We start from the raw sequence: 26,668 nt of genomic DNA, 5'->3' as shown, positions 1-26,668 counted from the left end.
CACGCCGCCCGATGAGCGGTGAATGAGGACTTTATGAGCAAGACTAACGCTTCCCTGATGAAACGCCGCGAAGCCGCTGTACCACGCGGTGTTGGCCAGATTCACCCGATCTTCGCCGAGTCCGCGAAGAACGCCACCGTGACCGACGTTGAAGGTCGCGAGTTCATCGACTTCGCCGGCGGTATCGCCGTGCTGAACACCGGCCACGTGCACCCGAAAATCATCGCCGCCGTGACCGAGCAGCTGAACAAGCTGACCCACACCTGCTTCCAGGTACTGGCCTACGAGCCGTACGTAGAAGTGTGCGAAAAAATCAACGCCAAGGTGCCAGGTGATTTCGCCAAGAAAACCCTGCTGGTGACCACCGGTTCCGAAGCCGTTGAAAACTCCATCAAGATCGCCCGTGCCGCCACTGGCCGTGCCGGCGTGATCGCGTTCACCGGCGCTTACCACGGTCGCACCATGATGACCCTGGGCCTGACCGGTAAAGTCGTGCCTTACTCGGCCGGCATGGGCCTGATGCCAGGCGGCATCTTCCGCGCGCTGTACCCGAACGAACTGCACGGTGTGAGCATCGACGATTCGATCGCCAGCATCGAACGCATCTTCAAGAACGACGCCGAGCCGCGTGACATCGCTGCCATCATCATCGAGCCGGTTCAGGGCGAAGGCGGTTTCTACGTCGCGCCTAAAGAGTTCATGAAGCGCCTGCGCGCCCTGTGCGACCAGCACGGCATCCTGCTGATCGCTGACGAAGTGCAGACTGGCGCTGGCCGTACCGGCACCTTCTTCGCCATGGAACAGATGGGCGTTGCCGCCGACCTGACCACCTTCGCCAAATCCATCGCTGGCGGCTTCCCGCTGGCCGGTGTGTGCGGCAAGGCCGAATACATGGACGCCATCGCTCCAGGCGGCCTGGGCGGCACCTACGCCGGTAGCCCGATCGCTTGCGCCGCGGCCCTGGCCGTGATGGAAGTGTTCGAAGAAGAGCACCTGCTGGACCGCTGCAAGGCAGTCGGCGAGCGTCTGGTCACTGGCCTGAAAGCCATCCAGGCCAAGTACCCGGTAATCGGTGAAGTCCGTGCCCTGGGCGCGATGATCGCAGTCGAGCTGTTCGTTGATGGCGACAGCCACAAGCCAAACGCTCCAGCGGTCGCTGCTGTCGTGGCCAAGGCTCGTGAAAAAGGCCTGATCCTGCTGTCCTGCGGCACCTACGGCAACGTTCTGCGCGTCCTGGTACCGCTGACCTCGCCGGACGAGCAACTGGACAAAGGCCTGGCGATCATCGAAGAGTGCTTCGCCGAGCTCTGATCACCGAGTGTGACCTGATCGACAAAAAACCCGCTTCGGCGGGTTTTTTCGTGACTGCAGAACCTGCCGCACTTTTTCAAATGGCCCGCATTGACTAAGGTGCAAGCAGTGCAAATGGAGTATGCAGATGACCGCTGTAGTTTTGCCCGCTGTACCGCGTGTGCTGATTGCCGAAGCTGACCCTTGGTCCCGCGACTTGCTCAAGCAGGTGCTGTTGAAAGTGCGCTGTGACGCGCGGCTGGATCTATGTGCCGACGGTCAGCAGGCGCTGGAGCTGCTGGCGGAAAATCCTTATGACCTGGTGATCGTCGACTGGGAGTTGCCCGGCGTCGATGGCTTGAATGTCTTGCGCCACGTCCGCCAGCGCAAACGCAATCCGCCGTTGCCTTTTATTCTGATGAGCACCCGCAACGACAGCGCCAGCGTGCGCGAAGCCTTGCCCCTGGCGCCCACGGCGTACCTGACCAAACCCCTGAACATGGAAAGCCTGACCCTCCGTCTGCAGGATTTGCTGCTGAACGCCGGGGAACAGGTCTCGTGTGAGGTGCCGGCGTTGGCGCCGGGCATGAGTTTGTCGGCGTACCTGGAGTGTCGTCGTGAGTTTGCCGACGGTGCGCCGCTGATGACCGACGTGGAACTGGCGGTCAAGCGCAGCCTTAATCCCAACGGCCTTGACCTGAAACTGCTGGAAGATGAAATCCGCATTGATCCACAGATCACTGCCGTCCTGATCGCCGCCGCCAACAGTGCGGCCCAGCATCACGGCGCTGCGGTACAAACCCTGTCCCAGGCGCTGCATCGGCTGGGCACCGGGCAGAGCATGAATCTGATTTTGGGGTTGGCGCTCAAGCGCAGTGCGCGGCTCAGCGATCCGCTGCTGGCCGATTATGCCGAGCGTTACTGGAACCTGTCGCTGCACACCGCTGAGTACGCCCGAACATTGGCGCGCTTGCTGGATCTGGACCAGGAGCGCTGCTACTGCGCAGGCATGCTGCATCGCTTGGGTGACCTTGCGTTGCTGCGATGTTTGCAGGAATGGAAGCAGTCCGGTGGAGAGCTGGATGAATGGGAGGAAGTCGGTGATGCACTGGCCGAGTTCGGTGCAGCCTATGGTTCGGCGCTGCGTACGCGCTGGCGCCTGCCTCTGGAGCTGCGAGAGCTGATTGCGGCGGTCTATCAGCTCGGTGGCGGGGTTTACTCGCGCGAAGCGCTGGTGATGAACATGGCGGCGCAGTTGGCGCGATTGAATGAGCATGAAGGCATCGAGGAACTGGCCAAGAGCCGGACGGCGCGGTTGCTCAAGATTGGCTTGCCGGAATTGATACGTTTGCGCAAAAAATAAACCTGACCCCAAACCCTGTAGGAGCCGGCTTGCTGGCGATCCGGACAACGCGGTGTGGCTGATTAATCGCGGTGATGCCATCGCCAGCAAGCCGGCTCCTACAGGGTTCAGCGTGGGGTTGTCAGCCGGAGATGATCCGGTTCTTGCCCTGGCGCTTCGCTTCGTACATCGCCGCGTCCGCGCGGGCGAACAGGCTATCCAGGTTTAAATCTTCGGCCGTCAGGCTGGTCAATCCCTGGCTGACGGTGATGCCGAACGTCTGGTCGTCATGGCTGAAGCTCAACCGCTGAATCTCCCGTTGCAGGCGCTCGGCCACTTGCATGGCCATGTCCGGTGCGCAACCGGGGAACACCGCCGCAAACTCCTCCCCACCAATGCGTCCGAACACGTCACCGCGCCGTAAAGCCGCTTGCCCGCACTCGGCGATCCGTTGCAGCACGTTGTCGCCTTCCGGGTGGCCGTAGGTGTCGTTGATCAATTTGAAGTCATCGATGTCCAGCAACAGAAACGCCAACGGCGTGCCTTTTTGTCGTGCCTGTTCGAATTCAAGGTGGGCGCAGTCGAAGAAGTGCCGGCGGTTGCTGCTCTGGGTCAGGACGTCGGTGGTAGCCAGGCGATGCAACTCGCTTTCCATCTGCTTCTTGTCGGTGATGTCTTCGGCAATGCCGACGATGATCAGCGGTTGACCCGGTTCGGCTTGTCGGTTGATGAAGCACTTGTCGCTGAGCCAGCGCACCTGGCCGTCGGCGGTAATGATGCGGTACTCACGGTCTTCAACGGCGCCTTTGACCAGCACCTCGGCGAGGCTGCGCTCGGCATACTCCAGATCGTCGGGGTAAATGCTGTCGCGCCACTGGTTGGCGTCGGCCAGCAACAGGCCGGCGGGCCGACCGAAAATCCGTTCGTAGGCAGGGCTCACGTAGAGCACCTGGCGGGTTTCCCAATTGAACGCCCAAAGCACCGCGTTAACGCTCACCAGCAGCGAGCTGAACAGCTGTTCGCGTTCGCTCAGGCGCGCGACTTCGCCTTGGGCATGCATCAGCGCCATCAGGGTTTGCGCGGCTTCCGGCCACTGGGGTAGGGATGAGTCTTGCAGGTTCTTATTGACCATCGACACAAATCTCAAGGACGTGCCGCGTATTCGACAGCGGCCACAACAAAGCCCGCCGTAGTGGCGAAGTGTCTTTGAGATAGGGGATTTGGAGCTAAGTTCCGAAGGGTGCGCCCTCGAACGGGGCGCACCGATCAACGGTGTCAGGCGGTAGCGGCAGGGCGCAGGGAATAGGTCTTCAATTGGTCGGCGAAGTCGCGCAGGGACTGAATTCCGCTGGCTTCGGCTTCGTGTACCCAATCCTTGATGGCCGCCAGCATGTCGTGACCATTTGAGCTGGTCTTGACCCAGATCTGCTGCAAGGCCAGTCGTTTCTCGTAAATTACCTTCAGCGCCTGACTGTGCTCGAGCATGGTCTGGATGCGCAGGTGGTGTTTGTCATCGAGCAGGCTGGTTTCCCGCGAGAGCAGGCGTTTGGCCCTGTGGAATTGGTGACGGACCGAGTGATCGACCTTTTCCAGCTCTTGTTTGACCAGCGGCGCGATCACCAATTTGCGGTACTGGGCCATGATCTGGAAGCGGTTGTTGAGGATGGCCATGGCGGTGTCCATGTCCAGGTTGCCCTTGCCTTCGACCCGGTGGGCAATCGGCGCAACCCGTTGAACCTTGGCCAGGCGCAGGAAACTGAAGACCTGGATCCAGGCCCAGCCGAGGTCGAATTCCCACTTCTTCACCGACAGTTTTGCCGAATTAGGATAGGTGTGATGGTTGTTATGCAGTTCTTCACCGCCGATCAGGATGCCCCAGGGCACCAGGTTGGTCGCCGCATCGCGGCATTCGAAGTTGCGGTAGCCGACGGCGTGGCCCAGGCCATTGACCACACCGGCGGCCCAGACCGGGATCCACATCATCTGGATAGCCCAGATGGTGATGCCGATGGTGCCGAACAGCAGCAGGTCGATGACGGCCATGATCGCCACGCCCAACAGCGGGTAACGGCTGTAGAGGTTGCGTTCGATCCAGTCTTCGGGGCAATTCTTGCCGTAGATGCGCAGGGTCTCGGGGTTTTCCGCTTCGGCTCGGTACAACTCGGCACCTTTGCGCAGAACGGTGGACAAGCCCTTGATGACCGGGCTGTGCGGGTCATCGACGGTTTCGCACTTGGCGTGATGCTTGCGGTGGATGGCGGTCCACTCGCGGGTGTTCTGCGCCGTGGTCAGCCACAGCCAGAAGCGGAAGAAATGTTTCAGGCCGGCATTGAGCTCAAGCGAGCGATGGGCTGAATAACGATGCAGATAGACCGTCACGCCGATAATCGTGACGTGGGTCATCAGCAGGGTGACTGCCACCAGTGACCAGGGCGACAAGCCGAGAAAACCTTCGTACCACATAGGCTATAGCGCCCTCGATAAAGAAAAAAACAGCCGTTGCATTATCACTAAGCCCACAGATAAAACCAGTCGCCCTTTCAGATAAGAGTGGCTTGATGTTTCTTTAACCTATAATTCCAACCCTTTTGTAGGGACATGGACGGCCGAATGTCTGCCACCTATCGCGATGCCATGCGTGCATCGCTGCTTTACCTGCTGCTTTCCGTCGTCTGGCTGGAGCTCAGTGGTCATTTATTGAACAGTTTCTTCGATAGCTCCGATGAGTTACTGCGATGGCAACTGATCAACGGTTACGTCTGGGTGGTGCTCAGCGCCGGGCTGATCTTCCTCGCCCGGGCGCGATTGTTCCGTTGCCTGGGGATCGGCGCCAAATTGCGTGAGCGCAATGAAGACCGGGAGCGTTTGCGTCAGGCCGCCGCCGTGTTCGATTGCACCCGCGAAGGCGTGCTGGTCACCGACCGTAATGGGGTCATCGTCCATGTGAACCGCGCCTTCATGGAAATAACCGGCTACCAGTGCGAAGAAGTGTTGGGCCAGCAACCCAGCCTGTTCAAGTCCGGCCACCACCCGGCGAGTTTCTACCAGACGATGTTCGCCACGCTCAACCGTTGCGGCGAGTGGAGCGGCGAGATCTGGAACCGTCGCAAAAACGGCGGGATCTACCCGCAATGGCAGACGATCCGCCTGATTCACGACGACCACGGCCAGCTCAGCCACTACGTTGCGGTGTTTTCCGACATCAGCGCGATCAAGGATTCCGAGCACGAACTCAAGTACCTGGCGCATCACGATCCACTGACCGATCTGCCCAACCGCCTGCTGTTCACCGACCGTGCCGAGCAGGCATTGGCGTCGGCGCAAATCCAAAAGCGCGGCTGTGCGTTACTGATGATCGATCTGGATCACTTCAAGATGATCAACGACAGCCTCGGGCATACGGTCGGTGACCAATTGCTCAAGGCCGTGGCCGAACGCTTGAAGGCCATGTTCGGCCCGGGCATCACGCTGGCGCGGCTGGGCGGCGATGAGTTCGCCGTACTGGCTGAAAGTTGTCCACAGTTGGTGCATGCCGCGGCACTGGCCCAGCGGATCGTCGACGGTCTCAAGGAGCCGTTCCACATTGACGGTCATCGGCTGTTTATCAACGCCAGCATCGGCATCAGCCTGTTTCCCGGTGATGCCTTGAGCGCTGAACAGCTGCTGCGCAACGCCGACTCGGCCTTGTTCAAGGCCAAAAGCGCTGGTCGCGATGGTTACGCGCTCTACACCGAAGAATTGACTGCCCATGCGCAACAGCGGGTCGAGACGGCATCCGAATTGCGCCGTGCGCTGGAGCAGCAGGAATTGCGCGTGTATTACCAGCCGGTTCACGACCTCAAGACCCGTCGCCTGGTCGGTGTCGAGGCGCTGGTGCGCTGGGAGCATCCGCAGCGGGGGTTGGTGTCGCCGGCGGAGTTCATCCCCATCGCCGAGCGCACCGGATTGATCGCCGAGATCGATGCCTGGGTCATGCAGCAGGCTTGCCGGCAGATGTGCCACTGGCAGCAGGCCGGGGTGGCGTTGTCGTTTGTCGCGGTGAATGTTTCATCGCGCTTGTTCGCACGCCGTGAGCTGTATCAGCAGGTGGCGCAGGTGCTGCGCGACACCGGGCTGGATCCCGCGTATCTGGAGCTGGAAGTCACCGAGAGTGCGGTGATGGATGACCCGGAAGTGGCGCTCGAGCAGATGCATCGTTTGCGCGAGCTCGGCGTTCGGTTGGCCATCGATGACTTCGGCACGGGGTATTCGTCACTGTTGCGACTCAAGCGTTTGCCGGTGCAGAAACTCAAGATCGACCAGGGCTTCGTCGCCGGATTGCCCTGGGATGACGACGACGCGGCCATCGTGCGCGTGATCATCGCTTTGGCGCAAAGCATGGGCATGCAGGTGCATGCCGAAGGGATCGAGCAGGTCGAGCAGGCGGGTTTCCTGCTGGAGCACGGTTGCGATCTTGGCCAGGGCTACTGGTTCGGCCGACCGGTGCCGGCCGGGCAACTGGACTGGATGCACGCCCCCCAATCCTACTAACAACCCGATCCCCTGTAGGAGCCGGCTTGCCGGCGATGGCTGCCTCAAGTCCTGCGTAAGTATCGAGGGCCTCATCGCCGGCAAGCCGGCTCCTACAGGGATCGCGTGGGGGCTGATTTCTGGATCCTTGATCCGTCGCGCAGACGTAAACCCTCGTCCCGGCAAATAATTTCTTTTGGTTATATAAACATTCTTAAATAGTCTTTTTAAGAATATCCGCACCTATCTACTATTGGCCTCACGCCGCAAGCAGTGCCGCCCACTGCCAGGCAACCTCTCAGTTGAAGGAGCAGCACCATGAGCGCATCCCTACGTAGCGTTGACGGTCAAGACGAAGCCACCATCTTGCGTGAGATTCAGAGCGCCCTGCGCGATCTGCGATTTGGCGCCGTGGAAATCACCGTACACAACGCTCAAGTGGTCCAGATCGAGCGTAAAGAGAAATTCCGTTTGCAGAACCCGAGCACCAAGTCGAGCTAAGCAACCGGCAACCGATTCCAGCACTTCATAAAAAAAGCCAACACACCAAGAATTCCAGGAGCTTTCACCATGTCGTCGATTCGTCATTTCGCTTTGGCCGCACTGGCCAGTGCCCTTTTTGCTGGTTCTGCGGTTGCCAAGGATTATGAGCTGCTCAACGTGTCGTACGACCCGACTCGTGAGCTGTATCAGGATTACAACGCCGAGTTCGTCAAGTACTGGCAGAAAGACCATGCTGGCGACACCGTGAAAATCCAGCAATCCCACGGTGGCTCGGGCAAGCAGGGCCGTGCAGTGATCGACGGTCTGCGTGCCGACGTAGTGACCCTGGCCCTGGCCGGTGACATCGATGAAATCGCCAAGCTCGGCAAGACCCTGCCGGCGGACTGGCAGACACGCCTGCCGGAAGCGAGCACGCCATACACTTCGACCATCGTGTTCCTGGTGCGCAAGGGCAACCCTAAAGGCATCAAGGACTGGGGCGACCTGATCAAGAACGACGTATCGGTCATCACTCCGAACCCTAAAACCTCCGGCGGCGCACGCTGGAACTTCCTCGCGGCCTGGGCCTATGGCCTGAAAGCCAACGGTGGCAACGAAGCCAAGGCCAAGGAATACGTACAAACCCTGTTCAAGCACGTACCTGTGCTAGACACCGGTGCTCGCGGTTCGACCATCACTTTCGTCAACAACGGTCAGGGCGACGTGTTGCTGGCCTGGGAAAACGAAGCCTTCCTGGCGCTGAAAGAAGACGGCGGTGCCGACAAGTTCGAGATCGTCGTGCCTTCGCTGTCGATCCTGGCCGAGCCTCCAGTGGCGGTCGTCGACAAAAACGCCGAGAAAAAAGGCAACGAGCAGATCGCCGAAGCGTACCTCAAGCACCTGTACAGCCCGGCCGGCCAGGAAATTGCCGCGAAAAACTTCTATCGTCCACGTGACAAGGACGTCTCCGCCAAGTACGCCCAGCAGTTCCCGAAACTGGAGCTGGTGACCATCGACAAAGACTTCGGCGGCTGGAAAACCGCGCAACCGAAATTCTTTAATGACGGTGGCGTGTTCGACCAGATTTACTCGGCGCAGTAATCTGCAATAAGCCATAAACGAGCCCCGGATATACGTTCGGGGCTTTGTGCGTTCTCAACCAAGGACTTTTATGTCGCGTCGTATCTCCCCCGTCATACCCGGCTTCGGGCTGACGCTGGGCTACACCTTGGTGTACCTCAGCCTGATTGTGCTCATACCACTGGCGGCGATGTTCGTGCATGCTGCTCAACTCACCTGGGATCAGTTCTGGGCGATCATTTCGGCGCCCCGCGTGCTGGCGGCGTTGAAGCTGAGCTTCGGTACCGCGCTGTACGCCGCGATCATCAACGGCATCATCGGCACGCTGCTGGCCTGGGTGCTGGTGCGCTATACCTTCCCGGGTCGCAAGGTCATCGATGCGATGATCGATCTGCCCTTCGCATTGCCCACGGCCGTGGCCGGTATCGCGCTGACTGCGTTGTACGCGCCGAATGGGTGGGTGGGTCAGTTTGCTGCGGACCTGGGTTTCAAGATCGCGTATACCCCCCTCGGCATCACGCTGGCGCTGACTTTTGTAACGCTTCCATTCGTAGTACGTACGGTACAGCCAGTATTGGCCGATATCCCGCGTGAAGTGGAAGAAGCAGCGGCGTGCCTCGGTGCAAAACCACTGCAGGTTTTCCGCCATATCCTGGTGCCCGCGCTGCTGCCTGCCTGGTTGACCGGTTTCGCGTTGGCCTTTGCCCGCGGGGTCGGCGAGTACGGTTCGGTGATTTTCATCGCCGGCAACATGCCGATGAAAACAGAAATCCTGCCGCTGCTGATCATGGTCAAACTCGACCAGTACGATTACACCGGCGCTACCTCCATTGGTGTACTGATGCTGGTGGTTTCCTTCGTCCTGTTGCTGCTGATCAACTTGCTGCAACGCCGTATTGAAACCCCATAAGGAGGCGCAGAAATGTCCCAATCATCTATTGCTGCTGCTTCCTCGAACGCTGCCCGCCGTGGCAGTGCCACCTCGCGGCGAATCCTGATCGGCCTCGGCTGGCTGGTGTTTGCCCTTTTCCTGTTGCTGCCGCTAGTGATCGTGGTGTCCCAGGGTTTGAAGAATGGTCTGGGTTCGTTCTTCACCGCGATCCTTGAACCCGACGCGCTGTCGGCGCTGAAACTCACGGTCATCGCCGTGTTGATTTCGGTCCCGCTGAACCTCGTGTTCGGCGTCAGCGCCGCGTGGTGCGTGAGCAAATACTCGTTCCGCGGTAAAAGCATTCTGGTGACCCTGATCGACCTGCCGTTCTCGGTATCGCCGGTGATCGCCGGTCTGGTCTACGTGCTGATGTTTGGCGCGCAGGGGCTGTTCGGCCCGTGGTTGCAGGATCACGATATCCAGATCGTCTTCGCGTTGCCGGGCATCGTGCTGGCGACGATTTTCGTCACCGTGCCGTTCGTGGCGCGTGAACTGATCCCGCTGATGCAGGAACAAGGCACGCAGGAAGAAGAAGCCGCGCGCCTGCTGGGCGCCAATGGCTGGCAGATGTTCTGGCACGTCACCGTGCCCAATATCAAATGGGGCCTGATCTACGGCGTGGTGCTGTGTACCGCGCGGGCGATGGGTGAATTCGGGGCGGTGTCGGTGGTTTCCGGGCACATTCGCGGGGTGACCAACACCTTGCCGCTGCACGTCGAGATCCTCTACAACGAATACAACCACGTGGCCGCGTTCGCTGTGGCGAGCCTGTTGCTGATCCTGGCGCTCTTCATCCTGCTGCTCAAGCAGTGGAGCGAAAACCGTATTAACCGCCTGCGCGCCAGCGCCGCGGAGGAATAATTCATGTCGATCGAAGTGCGTAACGTCAGCAAGAATTTCAATGCGTTCAAGGCCCTCAATGACATCAGCCTGGACATTCAAAGCGGCGAGCTCGTGGCGCTGCTCGGCCCGTCGGGTTGCGGCAAGACCACGCTGTTGCGGATCATCGCCGGTCTGGAAACCCCGGATCAGGGCAGCATCGTGTTCCACGGTGAAGACGTTTCCGGCCACGACGTGCGTGATCGCAACGTCGGGTTCGTGTTCCAGCACTACGCGTTGTTCCGCCACATGACGGTGTTCGACAACGTCGCGTTCGGCCTGCGCATGAAACCGAAAAACCAGCGCCCGACTGAAAGCCAGATCGCGGTGAAGGTCCACGAATTGCTGAACATGGTGCAACTGGACTGGTTGTCGGATCGCTACCCGGAACAACTCTCCGGCGGCCAGCGTCAGCGTATCGCGCTGGCTCGGGCCTTGGCGGTGGAGCCGAAAGTGCTGCTGCTCGACGAACCGTTCGGTGCCCTCGACGCCAAGGTCCGCAAGGAGCTGCGTCGCTGGCTGGCACGGCTGCACGAAGACATCAACCTGACTTCCGTGTTTGTGACCCACGACCAGGAAGAGGCGATGGAAGTGGCCGACCGTATCGTGGTGATGAACAAAGGGGTGATCGAGCAGATCGGCTCACCGGGCGACGTCTACGAAAACCCGGCCAGCGATTTCGTTTACCACTTCCTCGGCGATTCCAACCGCCTGCATCTGGGCGAAGACAAGCACGTGCTGTTCCGTCCTCATGAAGTGTCGCTGTCGCGGCATGAGCTGGAGGATCACCACGCGGCCGAAGTGCGCGATATCCGTCCGCTGGGCGCGACGACCCGGGTGACATTGAAGGTCGAAGGGCAGAGTGATTTGATCGAAGCGGAAGTGGTGAAGGATCACGACAGCCTGATCGGTCTGGCGAAGGGCGAAACCTTGTTCTTCAAGCCAAAGGTCTGGCAGAAAGTCGCCAACATCTAACTCTGTAGGAGCCGGCTTGCCGGCGATGGCGGTGTGGCTGACACACCGCGTTATCGTTGATCGCCAGCAAGCCGGCTCCTACAGTATTGCGGCGTTCACAAATTCTCTGTAGGAGCGAGCGGTGCGGCGATCCGACTTGCCCGCGAAGGCGTCCTACGCAGCAGCGCGCTTCGGATTGACCCGAACACCTCCTACCCGCGCCTCGATCTGCTCTTTCAATTCCCGCCGCATCCCCAGCAAAAACGCCAGTTCAACCACCACAAACAACGGCCCGACAATCAGCCCCGTCACATCATCGACAAACGCCGGTTTGCGTCCTTCGTAATGATGCCCGACAAACTGAATCGCCCAGCCGATCACAAACATCCCGACGCCGCTCGCCAGCCACACTAGCGTGCTTTGCTGTGCCAGCACATGACCCGCCCAAACGCACAGACCGAGCAGCACCGTCATCAACACGCCTAAACGCAGTTCCAGGCGCAGGTAGAACCACGCCGATGCCAGCGAGACCAGCACCGCCGGCGAAAGCCAGCCTGCGGCCCATTGCGGCCGCGACAGCAGCACCGCGACAGCGACCACAATCAGCGGAATACCGATAAAGTGGCTGGCAATATTGCGCGGATCACGGTGGTAGGCGGCGTATTGACTGAGATGGTCAACGAGGCTTTTCATTGTTATTCCTCCTGTAGGGTGATTGATCATGCCCCGGGTTCACCGCTCGCTCTGTCAGCCAGGCGACAATCTCCAGGAGTTTTCATGGACATGCAGGTTTGGCGTTCGCGCCTGGAAACGGGGCAGTGGTTCAGTCATCTACCTGTTCCTCTACAGAATAGTCTGTTGGCCAGCGCCAAGGTGCGGCGGCTGGCGTCGGGGCAGCGGCTGTTCAAGCGCGGCGATCCGCCGTGCGGTTTGTACGCGGTGCTCGAAGGCTCGGTTCGAATCGGCGCTGTCAGCGAACAGGGCAAGGAAGCGTTGTTGAGCCTCGTCGAGTCACCGCACTGGTTTGGCGAAATCTGTCTGTTCGACGGCCAGCCGCGCACCCATGATGCGTTCGGCGTCGGCCAGTGCATCCTGCTGCACATCCCGCAAGCCGCGCTGCTGGCCTTGCTGGATGAGCAACCGGTGTACTGGCGGCAACTGGCGTTGCTGATGAGCCAGAAACTGCGCCTGACCTTCATCAACCTCGAACAGTTGAGCCTGATGCCGGCGCCTGCACGGTTGGCGCATCGCTTGCTGATGATCGCCGACGGTTACGGCGAAATCGCCCTGCCGCGGCGCGTGCTGCAACTGCCGCAGGAACAGCTGGCTTCAATGCTGTCGCTGTCACGCCAGACCACCAATCAGCTGCTCAAGGAATTGCAGGGGCAGGGGATTTTGAATTTGAAGTACGGTGAGATTGAGATTCTGGATGCCGAGCGGTTGCGGGCGTTGGCGGTCTTTTAAGGTTGCCTGGTGTTTGGGGGTGTATCCGTTAGTTTTGTTATGGCGGTTATTGGTTTCGCCCTTACGGCGAGTCACTTTGGAAAAGCCCCAAAGTAACCAAAAGGCTCTTGCCCCTTTCGTTCGGTGCCTCGCTGTGGCTCGGCATCCCCTCGCTCCGGTCCTGCTCCGTGGGCCCGCCGCGATCGGCCATCCTTGGCCGTGCGCGGCTAACCCGGCATCCATGCCGGGTTGCCCACTGCGCAGAACCTGCGCTCAGCCTCTCGAGGGGGCGACTACCGCCACAGCCGCCGAGGCGGCCTGAAAGCCGACCTGGCTCTTCAGTTGTCCGCGTTGTCCTTCTCTGATGCGTTCACTCATTCCGAACATGTACACCAATCCCGTGTAGGAGCCGGCTTGCTGGCGATGGCGTCCGTCCAGCCAATACATGCGTCGACTGCCCCACCGCGATCGCCAGCAAGCCGGCTCCTACAGGGATTGTGTTCACACAGTTCGAAATTGTAGGAGCTGGCTTGCCAGCGATGGACGTCAACGATAACGCGGGCTGTCTGAATGAACGCGGTGTGCAAACGATTTTCGCCGGCAAGCCGGCTCCTACAGGGGGCCTGCGTGCGCTTTTGATTCTCACCACTCATCAGGCCGAGCGTTAGCTCGCCTTCAGCTCTTGATCTGAGCGCCCCCTCGAGAGGCCGAGTGGAGGTTCTGCGCAGTGGGCAACCCGGCATGGATGCCGAGTTAGCCGCCCCCGGCCATGGATGGCCGATGGCGGCGGGCCCACGGAGCAGGACCGGAGCGAGGGTATGCCGAGCCACAGCGAGGCACCGAACGAAAGGGGCAAGAGCCCTTGGTTACTTAGGGCCGGGCGGCGTTCCGTTCTTCCAAGTGACTCGCCGTAAGGGCGAAACCAATAGCCGCCATAACCGCAGAACCGGATATGTACCCCAACTCACCGCTACCGCCGAACCGAAGCATCACAGTAAAGGTGGGCTTTGTCCGCGAAGGCGCCTAGCCTGTGACGACGACAATCGAGGTGTGCCATGCGTGTGCTGTTAGTGGAAGACGAACCGGAGACCGCCAAACTCCTGGCCAACGGCCTGAGCGAAGCGAGTTACTCGGTGGATGTGGCGCTCAACGGCATGGACGGCCGTCGCTTCATCGAGACCGGTGAATACGAGCTGATCATTCTTGACGTCATGCTACCGGGGTTGAACGGCTGGCAATTGCAGCAACAGATCCGCAAGCTCGGCGAGACGCCGGTGCTGTTTCTCACCACCAAGGATGGCATTGAAGATCGCCTGCGCGGGTTGGAGCTGCATGAGGACGATTATCTGCTCAAGCCGTTTGCCGTGAGCGAACTGGTGACGCGGGTGCGCAAATTGTTGCGGCGGGATCGCGGACGCTGAAGCTTCTGCGGTGCCTGGGCAATCGCCTTCGCGAGCAGGCTCGCTCCCACAGGGGGGCTGCGTTGCCAGGAAATTTTTGTGTTCGCTGAAAATCCATTGTGGGAGCGAGCCTGCTCGCGATGAGGCCGGAACATTCAGCACACCTTTAGAATCCTGTCACCGCAACCCATCCCGAAACTGCCCCGGCGTCATCCCCGTCCAGCGCTTGAACGCGCGGCTGAAACTGCTCGTATCCGCAAACCCCAACAAATAACTGATCTCGCTCAACGAGCATTGCGGGTCGCGCAGGTGCAGCAGCGCGAGGTTTTCGCGGCTTTCATTGAGCAGCGTATCGAACCGGCAACCCTCATCTGCCAAATGCCGTTGCAGGCTGCGCAAGCTCAAGTGCAAGGCCTTGGCGATGTGTTCGGCGCTGGGCTCGCCTTCGGGCAGTTGCTCTTCAATGGCGTCGCGGACCTTGCGCTCCCAGGTCAGGGGTTTGAGCTGCGCCAGCGTGCGTTTGAGTACGGTTTCGTTGTGTTCGGCCAGTTCCGGGTTGGCGTCGTCCAAGTGGCTGTCGAAGTCCACCAGCGCAAACTCCAGCCGGTCTTCGTCGGCCGAAAAGTGCACCGGTGAGCGGAAGACTTTGTGCCATTGATGCGCGTCGGCCGGTTCCGGGCGACGCAGGTACACCGCGAGCGGCGCGTAGTCGCGGCCCAGTCGGTTGCGGCAGGTGCGCACGTAAATCGCGGTGAAAGCGTCGATGGCTTCGAACGCTGGCGCCGGGTTGCCTGGCGGGATTTTCAGGCGGAAGCGATAGCGATCCTCGGTGCGGCTCAGTTCAAGATCCAGGGCATCGCTGACCACCTGGTGATAACGCACGATGCGCTCGAACACTTCGCGCAAACTGCCGCTGGCCACCAGCGCATAGCCGAGTGCGTGAAAGGTGGTCGGGCTGACGAAGCGCGACACCCGCAAGCCGATCGCCGGATCGCCGCTGACCTGCACCGCGATTTCCCACAGCCGCGTAGTGCCGGACAACGGGTAACGGGCGTTCGGGTCGTCCATCAATTGCGGGTCGAGCCCCGCCTGGTGGCACAGCGCGGTGCTGTCGAGGCCCAGCGCATCGAGTTGCTTGCGCAGGGCGCGGGTCCAGCTGGCGAGGGAGGTCGGTTCAGTCATGCTGATTGGCGCTTCCAGTCAACAGGTTGGCGTCCAGGGCTACCGCCTTGTGAAGGTTCACACGGCAGGATGCGAACATCAATAACCAGAGGATGGAAGCATGGACGGTACTTCTGCAAGTCCCCAGCGACTGAATGCAGCTCAGCGATCTGCGCATATTCGCGAAGTGGTGTTGGCCAAAGGCGTCGAACTGCGTAAACGCTACCCGATTCTCAACCATCAGGACGCCTTGGGCGCGGGCATTCTGGCCTTTGCGTTGGCGGGAATGATCGGTTCGGCAGCGCTGTACATCAGCGGATACATGGCCTGGTGGGTATGTCTGCTGCTCAACGCGTTCTTTGCGTCGCTGACCCACGAGCTGGAACATGACCTGATTCATAGCATGTACTTCCGTAAACAACGCGTGCCGCACAACCTGATGATGGGCCTGGTGTGGTTGGCGCGGCCGAGCACGATCAACCCATGGATTCGCCGACATCTGCACCTCAATCACCACAAGGTGTCCGGCACTGAAGCCGACATGGAAGAGCGCGCGATCACCAACGGCGAGCCCTGGGGTTTTGCGCGGCTGTTGATGGTCGGCGACAACGTGATGTCGGCGTTCATCCGCATGCTGCGGGCCAAGACCTGGACCCACAAGTTCAGCATCATCAAGCGTGCACTGAAGGTCTATGCGCCGCTCGCGCTGGTGCATTGGGGCGCGTGGTACGTGTTTCTCGGCTTCCACGCCGCCAATGGCGTCGCCCATCTGCTGGGAGCACCGATCGAATGGTCGGCGACCACGCTCTCGGTGATGCAGGTGATCGATATCGCGGCAGTGGTGATCATCGGCCCGAACGTGCTGCGCACGTTTTGCCTGCACTTTGTCAGCTCGAACATGCATTACTACGGCGATGTGGAGCCGGGGAATGTGATCCAGCAAACCCAGGTACTGAACCCGTGGTGGATGTGGCCGTTGCAGGCGTTCTGCTTCAACTTCGGCAGCAGCCACGGGATCCATCACTTCGTGGTGAAGGAGCCGTTTTACATCCGCCAGTTGACCGTGCCGGTGGCGCACAGGGTGATGCGCGAGATGGGCGTGCGGTTTAACGATTTCGGGACGTTCGGGCGGGCGAACCGGTTTGTGCGCAAGGAAGAAGTGCAGGGGCAAACGGTGGAGGGTGTGCGCGTCTGAGGGCCTCTTCGCTGGCAAGCCAGCTCCTACAGGGGGCTTGCTTGCCGGCGAAAGCGGTCGTTCTGTTCAAACCGCAACGCTGACATCCTGCTTATCCAGCGCCACCAACGTCTCGATCATCGCCCGCGCAGCCGGTGACAACCGGAACCCCGTGCGGCTGACAATCCCGCATCGCACGCTCATGCTCTCGATGTGCGGCGGCAGGTTTCGCCAGTGCAGCAGCACCAGCGAACCGTCGGCGATGTCCTCGACAAACGCTTCTTCCGTGCCTACGCCGATGGCGTTCGATTGCAACACGATCCTGGCCAGCGCCGGAAAATGCTCGGTCTCGATGGTCGGTGAAAAATCGATCCGGCCGCTGAGGTTCGCCAATAGTTTGCGAATACCCGACGGGATCTGCGTGGTCGCCAACGGGTAATCGAACATGTCGTTGGTCGACAGGCTTTCCTTGGCCAGCAACGGATGCCCCGGACGGCAGAAAAACACACTGCGTTTGGGTGTCAACGCTCGGGTCTGAAAGTTCGGATCCGCTTCGAAATGGCGGATGTCGGCGATGAAAAATTCGATCTCTTCACGGCTCAGGGCGCGACTGAGTTTTTCCCAGTTATCCACCTGAAAACAGGTGCGTATTTTCGGGTGGGCGCTGATGAACTGCGCCACCGCATCCGGCACCAGTTTTACCGCCGGTGCCGGGCCGCAGCCGAACCGCAGTTCACCGGCGTCGAGCTTGGTCATTTGCGTGACTTCGGCGTTGAGCAGTGCGGCGCCCTGTACCAGCGTCAGTGCATGTTGCAGCACCACCTGACCTTCCGGCGTGGGGCGCAAGTCCTTGTTGCCACGGTCCACCAGTGCACAGCCGAATTCCTGTTCAAGCCCTTGAATGCTACGACTGAATGCCGGCTGAGTGATGCCCATGGCGTCGGCTGCCCGTACGAAACTTCGGTGTTCGGTGAGGGCAATGAAGTAACGCAGCTGACGAAGATCCATAGGTTTTTCCCGGCATCCTGAAACGACCTCGATGGCATGTGCGACGAGCGTGGTTGAGGTTTTTTAAAGGTAATCGCTTATTCCGTCAACGAAGCAATCAAATAACTATTAGATGATAAAAGAATATCAATAGAGCGTTGTTCCTGCCGCCCGATTGCCGGCGCCAAGGCCTCGTGGCCGTGAAAATGGTCCAAAAATCATGCCTTTGGTGAATATTTTCGATGCCTTAAAAGCATGTGATTTCAGCCTGTTGCCCGCAGCCCTTACCGGGCAAGGCCTGGAGCCGATGGGTGGCCTTTTATATTCGTTTTTGGTCTATGCATAACTTGAAAGATTACTTTCTGAGATAAGCGTCTGCCTCAATGATTCACCCATCGATACGTCGTCGGGGGATGTCTGGCACGACGTTTCGGTTATCCGCAAAGAGACCGCAGGGAGTTAAGCAATGGGCAATGTCCAGACCGCCGCCAGCGCACACGAGGTGCTGTGGCGCCAGGCGCCGGGTGGCGAGTTGGTCGACCTCGGCCGGGTGCACCGAGTGCCCTTGGGGCAGCTGCGTTTGCAGCGTGCGCCCAAGGGCATTCTGAGTCGCCGGGAAACGATTCTGCTCGGTGTGCTGGCGTTGCTGGTGCATGGCGCAGTCATCTATTGGGTCAATCAGCAGCCGACCAAGGCATTGCCGATCGTGCCGCCGGAAATTCCGCCGATGACGATTGAATTCTCGCGTCCGGCGCCGCCCGTGGTCGAGCCGCCACCGCCGCAGCCGGTGCAACCCGTGGTCGAGCCACCGCCGCCGGTGGAAGACGAGCTGGCCGTGAAGCCGCCGCCACCGAAACCGATTCCCAAGCCAAAACCGGTCGCCAAACCCGTGCCGAAACCGGTGCAAAAAGTCGCCCCGCAACCGCCCGCGCCGCCACAACCGGCAGCCCCTGTCGCGGCCCCGGCGCCACCTGCACCACCGGCACCCACGCCGGTGACGCCTGCCTCGGCCAATGCCGCGTACCTGAAAAACCCGGCGCCGGAATACCCGTCGCAAGCCGTGCGTCGCGGTTGGGAAGGCACGGTGTTATTGCGGGTGCATGTGTTGGCCAACGGCAAGCCTGGCGAGATTCAGATCCAGAAAGGCAGTGGTCGCGATTCCCTCGATGAGGCGGCGATCAATGCCGTGAAACGTTGGAGTTTCGTGCCGGCCAAGCAGGGTGAGGTCGCCCAGGACGGCTGGGTCAGCGTGCCCATCGATTTCAAGCTTCATTAAACCGAAACCAAATTCGCGCGAAACGTTTACACGAGGAACTCATCATGACGTTACTGGCATCTCCACTTGAATCCATTGAAAGCGCGGTGATCTGGCTGCTGGTGGTTTTTTCCGTTGCAACTTGGGGCCTGGCGTTGCTCAAAGGCGTGCAGTTCGGCCGTCTCAAGGTGCAGGACCGAAAGTTTCATAAGCAGTTCTGGGCGGCGTCGAGCCTTGATTCGGCGGCGGAGCTGGCCGAGACCCAGCCCGGCGCAGCGGCCCGAGTGGCCCAGGCCGGCTACGCGGCCATACAGGTAGGGGAGGCGCCACTAGCGGCGGATTTGAGCCAGGCGATCAACCATCAGGATCGTCTTGAGCGCGCCTTGCGTCAGCAGATCGTGCGTGAGCGCCGCTCGCTGGAAACAGGTTTGGCGGTGGTCGCAAGTATTGGCAGTACATCGCCGTTCATTGGTTTGTTCGGCACTGTGTGGGGAATCATGGAGGCGTTGAAAGGAATCAGCGCAGCGGGCTCCGCCAGCCTGGAAACCGTGGCCGGGCCGATTGGCGCGGCACTGGTGGCGACCGGTGTGGGGATCGCCGTCGCGGTACCGGCGGTGCTGGTTTACAACTACTTTTTGCGTCGTCTGAAACTGACGGCGGCGGACCTGGATGACTTCGCCCATGACTTCTACAGCCTGGCGCAGAAGAGTTCGTTCCGTGTGCTGATTCATCCGACGGCACATAAAACCGCCGCATCGGGCAGCGCGCAGAAAGTGAAGGAGGCGTCCTGAGATGGCTTTCTCCACGCAAGACAGCGATGAGGTGCTGAGCGAGATCAACGTGACACCGCTGGTGGATGTGATGCTGGTGCTGCTGGTGGTGTTTATCGTCACCGCGCCGCTGCTGACCAACGCGATCCCGATCAACCTGCCCAAGACCGAGGCCGTGGCGCCGGTGGAGCAGAAGGACCCGCTGGTCGTGAGCATCGACGGTGCCGGAAAACTGTTTATCAACAAGGACGAAATTCAGCCGGACTTGCTGGAGTTCAACCTCAAGTCGGCGAAGGCCAAGGATCCCGAAGTGCGTGTGCAATTGCAGGCGGACGACGGGGTGAATTACGGCGAAGTGGCGCGAGCCATGGCGTCGATTGAGCGGGCAGGGATTACCAAGTTGTCGGTGATTACCGCACGCTGACCGATTTTCGATTTTCCGGGGCCGTCTCCTTGGCAGGGTGCGGCCCCTTTTTTATGCCTCGAGAAAACCCACGCTCCTGTAGGAGCCGGCTTGCCGGCGATGGCGTCCGTCCAGCCAATGGAAATGCTAATTGACCGACCGCTATCGCCAGCAAGCCGGCTCCTACAGGTCGTGTGTCTCTCATATTCTTTATAGGTCTTAATAAATAGCTTCTTATTCCTTAACGAATATAACTCTCCTCCCTATACTCGATCAGGAACAGACACGCAGCAGGAGAGTTCCCCCATGCGCAACGAATCAATTCGCTATCTGATTGTGCCGGGCTGGCAAGGATCGCCAGAAGATCATTGGCAAAGCCACTGGCAGAACAGCTTGCCGAACAGCGCGCGGGTGGAGCAGGCCGATTGGCTGACGCCCCGTCGTGAAGACTGGGTGGCGGCATTGGCCGAGGCGATTGCCGCTGACAGCACGCCGGTGATTTTGATTGCCCATAGCCTGGGTTGCATCACGGTCGCGCATTGGGCAGCCACTGCACCGCTGAATTTTTTGCGCCAGGTGCGCGGTGCCTTGCTGGTCGCCCCGGCGGACGTCGAGCGCCCGGCCTGCGCGCCAGCCTTGCGCAACTTCGCGCCGATTCCGACGAGCCTTTTGCCGTTCCCGAGCCAGGTGGTCAGCTCCGACAACGACGCCGCTGTCAGCGCACCGCGTGCGTTGGAACTGGCACGTAACTGGGGCGCCGAGGCAGGAATACTGTCGGGTGCCGGACACATCAACGTGAAGTCCGGTCATCAGCGCTGGGAGCAGGGTTTTGCTTATCTGTATCGCCTGCAAAACCGCATGGAACATCACGCCCTGCGCCGCGCTTGAACCTTTTCTTTTTTTAACATCGCCCCCCGTCTCCCGGCGGTTTTGGGCGGGAGTCTGCCATGAGTTTTGAAGCCTTCGGTCAGCCGCTGCTGACCTTTCCCGACGCAGAAAAAAGTCCGCTGAGCATCCGCGCCAAGGCGTTGGTGTTCGTCGATCCGCGCTCGCGTCAATTGCGCGCCGAGCTGGAGCAACTGGCCCCGCGTTCGATCTCCGTGTTGATCCGGGGCGAAACCGGTAGTGGTAAAGAACTGCTGGCGCGGCACATTCATCGCGCCAGTGATCGTGGTGGGTTGTTCGTGTCGGTCAATTGCGGCGCAATCAGCCCGACCTACGCCGACGCCGAATTGTTCGGTTATGCCGCTGGCAGTTACACCGGTTCGGCGAGCAGTCGTGCTGGCTGGTTCGGTTCGGCCAATGGCGGCACGCTGTACCTGGACGAGATCGGCGACTTGCCGCTGCCGATCCAGATCAAGTTGCTCGCCGCACTGGAAAACCACGAAGTCACCCGCGTCGGCGCGCATCAACCGAGCCCGGTGGACGTGCGTCTCGTGGCCGCGACCAGCATTGATCTGGCGCAAGCCGTGGCCGCAGGGAAATTCCATGAGCGGCTGTATCACTACCTCAGCGAAGGTCAGCTGGAACTGCCGGCGTTGCGTGAGCGGGTGGGCGATATCCTGTCGTTGTCCGAGTACTTCCTAGGCATCTACAGCCAGCGCCTGGACCTGCCGGTGCCGCTGATCAGCGAAGCTGCGCAGCAGTTGCTGGAACAGCACAGCTGGCCGGGCAACACCCGGGAGCTGGAAAACGTCATTCACTTTGCATTGCTGGTCAGCACTGGCGACGAGATCCTGCCCGAACATTTGAACCTGCCCGAAGCACCAGCGCCGCTGACGCAGATCGAGCAGCAGCTCCAGCACATCCTCACCAAAGGCACCGCCACCGAACAAGCCGCCCTGAAAAACCTCCTCAAAAACACCGCACTCCTGTAGGAGCCGGCTTGCTGGCGATCCAGACAACGCGGTGTATCAGGCCGGACGCCTTCGCGGGCAAGCCTCGCTCCTACAGATCACGAACACACCGAGCTCTTGTAGGAGCGAAGCTTGCTCGCGAACCAGACGACACGGATTTTCTGGAAGGACGCCTTCGCGGGCAAGCCTCGCTCCTACAGGTGAGTGCGGCGAAATGCAGGCAACATGTGAGTTAGAGCTGTATGAACAAAATGGAATATGAAAGTGAATAAAAGATATTGTTCGGGAATAAAAAATCCCGGTATTGTCCGCTTCACGCCAGCGATAGCACTTCACTGGCACTCGTACTAAACAAGCCGTCGTCGATGACGACCGTGATTTTCGATAAGGACACTGCATGAAAAAGGTTCTGTTGTTCACCGCATTGGCGGCTGCCCTGACCGCGGGCCTGGCCCAGGCTGGCGAGAAACTGGTAATTGCGGCGACCCCGGTCCCACACGCCGAGATTCTGGAACTGATCAAGCCAACCCTCGCCAAAGAAGGCGTGGACCTGGAAATCAAAGTGTTCACCGACTATGTTCAGCCGAACGTACAAGTTGACCAGAAGCGTCTGGACGCCAACTACTTCCAGACCCTGCCGTACCTGAAAAACTTCAACGAAGGCAAAGGCACCAACCTGGTGACCGTGATCGGCGTTCACGTTGAACCGTTCGGTGGCTACTCGAAGAAGTACAAAAAACTGGCTGACCTGCCAAACGGCGCGACCATCGCTCTGCCGAACGAAGGCAGCAACAGCGGCCGTGCTCTGCTTCTGCTGCAGAAAGCTGGCCTGATCGAGTTGAAAGACCCGAAAAACGCTTTGGCTACTCCGAAAGACATCGCCAAGAACCCGCACAACTTCAAGTTCAAGGAACTGGAATCGGCCATGTTGCCGCGCGTTCTGGACCAGGTTGACCTGGACCTGATCAACACCAACTACGCGCTGGAAGCAGGTCTGAACCCGGCTAAAGATGCGCTGGTGATCGAAGGTGCTGATTCGCCTTACGTGAACTTCCTGGTGGCTCGTCCAGACAACAAGGACAGCGTAGCCATCCAGAAACTGGCCAAGGCGTTGACCAGCCCGGAAGTGAAAGCCTTCATCGCCAAGAAATACAGCGGCGCGGTACTGCCGGCGTTCTAATTGGACGCAGCATTAAACCCCTTCAAGGTTTCGAACGCCGACGGCTAGCAATAGCGTCGGCGTTTTTTATTGCGCGTGCACATTCCAAATGTAGGAGCGAGCCTGCTCACAAAGGCGGCACTCTTGTAGGAGCCAGCTTGCTGGCGATTCAGACGACGCGGTGTATCAGGCCGGACGCCTTCGCGGGCAAGCCTCGCTCCTACAGGGGATAGGCGTGCTCCGAAGGCTTAGGCCACCCGGGCCTTCAACGCCCTGCGCAACGCCACCAGCAGCTTCACGATGTCTTGCGGATCAAGCCGTTGCGGTACTTTTACGTCAGCCATGTTCTCTTCCTTGTGATGGTTCGGCCGGGAGTCTGGCCAAAAGCTGTGCGTCCTTGGAGGGCTATTTCGAAAAAAAGATCCTTCCTACAGCGAAAAGGAAAATAGTCGTCTTCCTCCTTCTCGGCAAATTCACCGGATAGTTTTTTGCGTGATATCAATATGCTTTAACGGTATTTAAATTCTAGTTCTTATACCTTTAAAGTCGGTGCCTGCCGGGAGGTTATCCACCCCCCATGGACTGCACCACCGTCGCTTACCGAGCGACGTCCAGGATGTTCAATGAACTTCGATTACGCTTTTATCCTCAGCACCCTGCCGGCATTTCTCAAGGCCGTGGGCGTGACGCTGCAGGTCGGCTTCATCGCCATCGGCACCTCGTTGCTGGTGGCCTTGATCAACGCAACGATCCTGGTGTTCCGCACGCCTTACCTGCAACGCCTGGTCGGGTTGTACGTAGAACTGGCGCGCAACACGCCGCTGCTCATTCAACTGTTCTTCGTGTATTTCGCCTTGCCGGCGCTGGGCATCAAGGTGTCAGGCTTCACGGCGGCGATTATCACCATGACGTTCCTGGGCGGCGCTTACCTCACGGAAGTGCTGCGCGCCGGGGTGGATGCGGTGCCCCAGGCGCAGCTCGAATCCGGCCGCTCCATCGGCTTGTCCCATGGGCAATTGCTGCGCTACGTGATCCTGCCGCAGGCCGGCATCCTCAGCCTGCCGTCGCTGTTCGCCAATTTCATTTTCTTGCTGAAAGAGACCACCGTGGTCTCGGCCGTAGCGGTTCCGGAAATTCTCTACACCACCAAAAGCTACATCGCGCTCTACTACAAAACCTACGAAATGCTCGCCGTGCTGACGCTGATTTGCGTGCTGCTGTTTTTGCCGCTGTCGCTGCTGCTCAGCCGTCTGGAAAGGAGGCTCCAGCATGGCCAGTTCGGGTCTTGAGTTGCTGTGGGTGTCGTTGCCGCAATTGGGCAAGGGCGCTGCGCAAACCCTGTCGATCTCTTTCCTGAGCATCGCCATCAGCACCGTTGGCGGTGTGCTTTACGGCGTTTTGCGTACGCTGAATTCGAAATGGCTGAACGCAATTTTGCGCGTGTACCTGGAGCTGTTCCGAGCGATCCCGGTGCTGGTCTGGTTGTATCTGCTGTTCTTCGGTCTGCCGATTTTCTTCGGCCTGAGCATTCCGAGCTTCTGGTGCGCGGTGCTGGTGCTGTCGCTGTGGGGCGCCAGCGAAGTCGGTGAAGTGGTGCGCGGCGCCTTGCATTCGTTGCCACGCGGCCAGCGTGAAGCAGGCCTGTCGATCGGCTTGAACGGCCCGCAACTCTACGGCTACGTGCTGTTGCCCCAGGCGCTGAAACGCATGACCCCGCCGACCATCAACGTCTACACGCGGATCATCAAGACCAGCTCCCTGGCGGTGCTGATCGGCGTGGTGGACGTGATCAAGGTCGGCCAGCAGATCATCGAACGCACCTACGAATCCGTGCTGATCTACGGCGCGCTGTTTCTGTTTTTCTTTTTCATCTGCTACCCGCTCTCGGCCGCCTCGCGCGAGCTGGAGCGGCGCTGGACGCAAGCATGAGCGCATTGATCGAGTTCAAGGGTTTCAACAAGTTTTTTGGCGAGCAACAAGTGCTCGACGGCATCGACCTGAAGGTGAAATCCGGCGAAGTGATCGTCATCCTCGGCCCCAGCGGCTGCGGTAAAAGTACCCTGTTGCGTTGCCTCAACGGGTTGGAAGTCGCGCACAGCGGCAGCCTGACATTTGCCGGCCGCGAGCTGCTGGACAAAGGCACCGACTGGCGCGAAGTGCGCCAGCAGATCGGCATGGTGTTCCAGAGCTATCACCTGTTCCCGCACATGAGCGTGCTCGACAACCTGCTGCTCGGCCCGGTCAAGGTGCAAAACCGCGAGCGTCGCGAAGCCCGGGATCAGGCCGAAACCTTGCTGGCGCGCGTGGGCCTATCGGACAAGCGCGACGCCTTTCCTCGCCAGCTCTCCGGCGGCCAGCAGCAACGCATCGCCATCGTCCGTTCGTTGTGCATGAACCCCAAAGTCATGTTGTTCGATGAAGTCACCGCCGCCCTCGACCCGGAAATGGTCAAGGAAGTGCTGGAAGTCATTCAGGGCCTGGCCCGCGAGGGCATGACGCTGTTGATCGTCACCCACGAAATGGCGTTCGCCCGCGCCGTGGCTGACCGCATCGTGTTCATGGATGCCGGGCGAATCCTTGAGCAAAACCCTCCCGAGATTTTCTTTACGAACCCGCAAACCGCACGAGCGCAGCAGTTCCTGGAGAAGTTCTCCTACGTCGCCGCACTACCCAAAACGACTCAAACAAAGGAACTGGAACTGCCATGAAAACTGCCAAGTCTTCTCTACTGTTACTCCCGCTGCTCGGCCTCGCGTTGCTGGCCGGCTGCAACAAAACCGAAGAACCCGCGAAGCCGAAAGTCGCCAGCGAAAGCACTGCGCCGGCCAGCTACCTGGACAAAATCAAGGCGCGGGACAAGTTGATCGTCGGCGTTTTCACTGACAAACCGCCGTTTGGTTTCGTCAATGAAGCGGGGCGTTACGTTGGTTTTGACACTGACATCGGCCGCCAATTTGCCAAGGATCTGCTCGGCGATGAGAACAAGGTCGAGTTCGTCGCGGTAGAACCGGCGAGCCGGATTCCGTTCCTGCAAAGTGACAAGGTCGACCTGATCCTGGCCAACATGACCGTGACCCCGGAGCGCAAGGAAGCGGTGGACTTCACCAACCCAAACCTGAAAGTTGCAGTACAGGCATTGGTGCCACAGGCCAGCGAAGTGAAAAACCTCGATGACCTGGCGACCCGCACCACCATTGTCACCACCGGCACCACGGCGGATATCTGGCTGACCAAGAATCACCCGGACTGGAAACTGCTGAAGTTCGAGAAAAACTCCGAGTCCCTGCAAGCCCTGGCCAACGGTCGCGGCGATGCCTATGCGCAGGACAATCTGGTGCTGTTCAGCTGGGCCAAGCAGAACCCTGGCTACCGCGTGCTGGATCAGAAACTCGGTGCAGAAGCGCCGATTGCACCGGCTGTGAAGAAGGGCAATATCGAGCTGCGTGACTGGGTGAACGCCGAGTTGGCGAAGCTGGGTGAAGAGAAGTATCTGCTCAAGCTGTACGACCAGTATGTGCGCAAGGAATTGAGCGATGACACCAAGCCTGAGAGCGTGATTGTCGAGGGTGGGAAGTGGCAGGGGTGATTCTGT

At 59.7% G+C, this 26,668-nt stretch carries 26 protein-coding genes; 21 read left to right on the top strand and 5 right to left on the bottom strand.

Annotated features, from left to right (window positions below; genetic code table 11):
• Window positions 1-33: 33 nt before the first annotated feature.
• Window positions 34-1,311: a 4-aminobutyrate--2-oxoglutarate transaminase gene (gabT, locus tag IB254_RS10880; RefSeq protein WP_008039680.1), complete on the top strand. Its 1,278-nt coding sequence runs from the start codon at window positions 34-36 to the stop codon at window positions 1,309-1,311.
• 127 nt (window positions 1,312-1,438) lie between these two features.
• A complete protein-coding gene (locus IB254_RS10875; protein ID WP_192417276.1) occupies window positions 1,439-2,653 on the top strand; it encodes a response regulator in 1,215 nt (404 codons plus the stop codon).
• Window positions 2,654-2,774: 121 nt separating this feature from the next.
• Here IB254_RS10875 and IB254_RS10870 read toward each other — a convergent pair whose 3' ends face one another.
• On the bottom strand, window positions 2,775-3,764 hold the full coding sequence (locus IB254_RS10870; RefSeq protein ID WP_192417275.1) for a GGDEF domain-containing protein: 990 nt from the start codon (window positions 3,762-3,764) through the stop codon (window positions 2,775-2,777).
• Between the two features lie 143 nt (window positions 3,765-3,907).
• Entirely contained in the window at window positions 3,908-5,095 is a 1,188-nt protein-coding gene (gene desA, locus IB254_RS10865) for a delta-9 fatty acid desaturase DesA (protein WP_008034081.1), read from the bottom strand.
• A gap of 147 nt (window positions 5,096-5,242) precedes the next feature.
• On the opposite strand from desA, the gene dibA reads away from it, so the two are divergent.
• The 6 genes from dibA to IB254_RS10835 all read left to right on the top strand — a co-directional run bounded on the left by dibA (window position 5,243) and on the right by IB254_RS10835 (window position 11,489).
• Window positions 5,243-7,162 (top strand): phosphodiesterase DibA, encoded by a 1,920-nt coding sequence (dibA, locus tag IB254_RS10860; protein ID WP_192417274.1) that lies wholly within the window; start codon window positions 5,243-5,245, stop codon window positions 7,160-7,162.
• A gap of 297 nt (window positions 7,163-7,459) precedes the next feature.
• Entirely contained in the window at window positions 7,460-7,642 is a 183-nt protein-coding gene (gene oscA / locus IB254_RS10855; protein ID WP_008034086.1) for a sulfur starvation response protein OscA, read from the top strand.
• Between the two features lie 69 nt (window positions 7,643-7,711).
• Window positions 7,712-8,725, top strand: a complete 1,014-nt coding sequence (locus IB254_RS10850; protein WP_192226683.1) for a sulfate ABC transporter substrate-binding protein — start codon at window positions 7,712-7,714, stop codon at window positions 8,723-8,725.
• A 70-nt stretch (window positions 8,726-8,795) separates the two neighbouring features.
• Window positions 8,796-9,614, top strand: coding sequence for a sulfate ABC transporter permease subunit CysT (gene cysT, locus IB254_RS10845; protein WP_007899634.1), 819 nt, complete (start codon window positions 8,796-8,798; stop codon window positions 9,612-9,614).
• 12 nt (window positions 9,615-9,626) lie between these two features.
• The gene (cysW, locus tag IB254_RS10840; RefSeq protein WP_008034093.1) at window positions 9,627-10,496 is read left to right on the top strand and encodes a sulfate ABC transporter permease subunit CysW; all 870 of its coding nucleotides are present in this window, start codon (window positions 9,627-9,629) and stop codon (window positions 10,494-10,496) included.
• 3 nt (window positions 10,497-10,499) lie between these two features.
• Window positions 10,500-11,489 (top strand): sulfate/molybdate ABC transporter ATP-binding protein, encoded by a 990-nt coding sequence (locus IB254_RS10835; RefSeq protein WP_192417273.1) that lies wholly within the window; start codon window positions 10,500-10,502, stop codon window positions 11,487-11,489.
• Window positions 11,490-11,642: 153 nt separating this feature from the next.
• Here IB254_RS10835 and IB254_RS10830 read toward each other — a convergent pair whose 3' ends face one another.
• A complete protein-coding gene (locus IB254_RS10830; protein WP_192417272.1) occupies window positions 11,643-12,161 on the bottom strand; it encodes a DUF962 domain-containing protein in 519 nt (172 codons plus the stop codon).
• An 84-nt stretch (window positions 12,162-12,245) separates the two neighbouring features.
• On the opposite strand from IB254_RS10830, the gene IB254_RS10825 reads away from it, so the two are divergent.
• Complete coding sequence (locus IB254_RS10825; RefSeq protein ID WP_192417271.1) at window positions 12,246-12,932, top strand: Crp/Fnr family transcriptional regulator; 687 nt, start codon at window positions 12,246-12,248, stop codon at window positions 12,930-12,932.
• Between the two features lie 1,034 nt (window positions 12,933-13,966).
• A complete protein-coding gene (locus IB254_RS10820; RefSeq protein ID WP_192417270.1) occupies window positions 13,967-14,332 on the top strand; it encodes a response regulator in 366 nt (121 codons plus the stop codon).
• A 156-nt stretch (window positions 14,333-14,488) separates the two neighbouring features.
• Here the strand turns inward: IB254_RS10820 and IB254_RS10815 are convergent, their stop codons facing one another.
• Entirely contained in the window at window positions 14,489-15,493 is a 1,005-nt protein-coding gene (locus IB254_RS10815; RefSeq protein WP_008034389.1) for an AraC family transcriptional regulator, read from the bottom strand.
• A 100-nt stretch (window positions 15,494-15,593) separates the two neighbouring features.
• Between IB254_RS10815 and IB254_RS10810 the strand changes: the two genes are divergently transcribed.
• Window positions 15,594-16,667, top strand: a complete 1,074-nt coding sequence (locus IB254_RS10810) for a fatty acid desaturase (RefSeq protein ID WP_192417269.1) — start codon at window positions 15,594-15,596, stop codon at window positions 16,665-16,667.
• 66 nt (window positions 16,668-16,733) lie between these two features.
• On the opposite strand, the gene IB254_RS10805 is transcribed toward IB254_RS10810, so the two are convergent.
• On the bottom strand, window positions 16,734-17,654 hold the full coding sequence (locus IB254_RS10805; protein ID WP_192417268.1) for a LysR family transcriptional regulator: 921 nt from the start codon (window positions 17,652-17,654) through the stop codon (window positions 16,734-16,736).
• Window positions 17,655-18,099: 445 nt separating this feature from the next.
• Here IB254_RS10805 and IB254_RS10800 point away from each other — a divergent pair, with 445 nt between their 5' ends.
• From IB254_RS10800 to IB254_RS10755, 10 genes are all read left to right on the top strand, one after another.
• Entirely contained in the window at window positions 18,100-18,909 is an 810-nt protein-coding gene (locus IB254_RS10800; protein ID WP_192417267.1) for an energy transducer TonB, read from the top strand.
• 44 nt (window positions 18,910-18,953) lie between these two features.
• Window positions 18,954-19,679: a MotA/TolQ/ExbB proton channel family protein gene (locus tag IB254_RS10795; RefSeq protein WP_192417266.1), complete on the top strand. Its 726-nt coding sequence runs from the start codon at window positions 18,954-18,956 to the stop codon at window positions 19,677-19,679.
• Between the two features lies 1 nt (window position 19,680).
• Entirely contained in the window at window positions 19,681-20,082 is a 402-nt protein-coding gene (locus tag IB254_RS10790) for an ExbD/TolR family protein (RefSeq protein WP_003220570.1), read from the top strand.
• 285 nt (window positions 20,083-20,367) lie between these two features.
• Window positions 20,368-20,949: an alpha/beta hydrolase gene (locus tag IB254_RS10785; RefSeq protein ID WP_192226691.1), complete on the top strand. Its 582-nt coding sequence runs from the start codon at window positions 20,368-20,370 to the stop codon at window positions 20,947-20,949.
• A 59-nt stretch (window positions 20,950-21,008) separates the two neighbouring features.
• A complete protein-coding gene (locus IB254_RS10780; RefSeq protein ID WP_192417265.1) occupies window positions 21,009-21,938 on the top strand; it encodes a sigma 54-interacting transcriptional regulator in 930 nt (309 codons plus the stop codon).
• Between the two features lie 376 nt (window positions 21,939-22,314).
• Window positions 22,315-23,097, top strand: coding sequence for a MetQ/NlpA family ABC transporter substrate-binding protein (locus IB254_RS10775; protein ID WP_008040224.1), 783 nt, complete (start codon window positions 22,315-22,317; stop codon window positions 23,095-23,097).
• Window positions 23,098-23,699: 602 nt separating this feature from the next.
• The gene (locus tag IB254_RS10770; protein ID WP_008032519.1) at window positions 23,700-24,365 is read left to right on the top strand and encodes an amino acid ABC transporter permease; all 666 of its coding nucleotides are present in this window, start codon (window positions 23,700-23,702) and stop codon (window positions 24,363-24,365) included.
• On the top strand, window positions 24,346-25,005 hold the full coding sequence (locus tag IB254_RS10765; protein WP_192417264.1) for an amino acid ABC transporter permease: 660 nt from the start codon (window positions 24,346-24,348) through the stop codon (window positions 25,003-25,005). Before IB254_RS10770 ends, IB254_RS10765 begins: the two co-directional genes overlap by 20 nt.
• Window positions 25,002-25,784 (top strand): amino acid ABC transporter ATP-binding protein, encoded by a 783-nt coding sequence (locus IB254_RS10760; protein ID WP_192417263.1) that lies wholly within the window; start codon window positions 25,002-25,004, stop codon window positions 25,782-25,784. The genes IB254_RS10765 and IB254_RS10760 overlap by 4 nt, the downstream gene beginning before the upstream one ends.
• A complete protein-coding gene (locus tag IB254_RS10755) occupies window positions 25,781-26,662 on the top strand; it encodes a transporter substrate-binding domain-containing protein (protein WP_008040217.1) in 882 nt (293 codons plus the stop codon). The genes IB254_RS10760 and IB254_RS10755 overlap by 4 nt, the downstream gene beginning before the upstream one ends.
• Window positions 26,663-26,668 lie beyond the last annotated feature (6 nt).

This window comes from Pseudomonas sp. PDM03 (assembly GCF_014852385.1).
Taxonomy (GTDB): domain Bacteria; phylum Pseudomonadota; class Gammaproteobacteria; order Pseudomonadales; family Pseudomonadaceae; genus Aquipseudomonas; species Aquipseudomonas migulae.
This window is presented reverse-complemented; position numbering and strand designations above follow the sequence as displayed.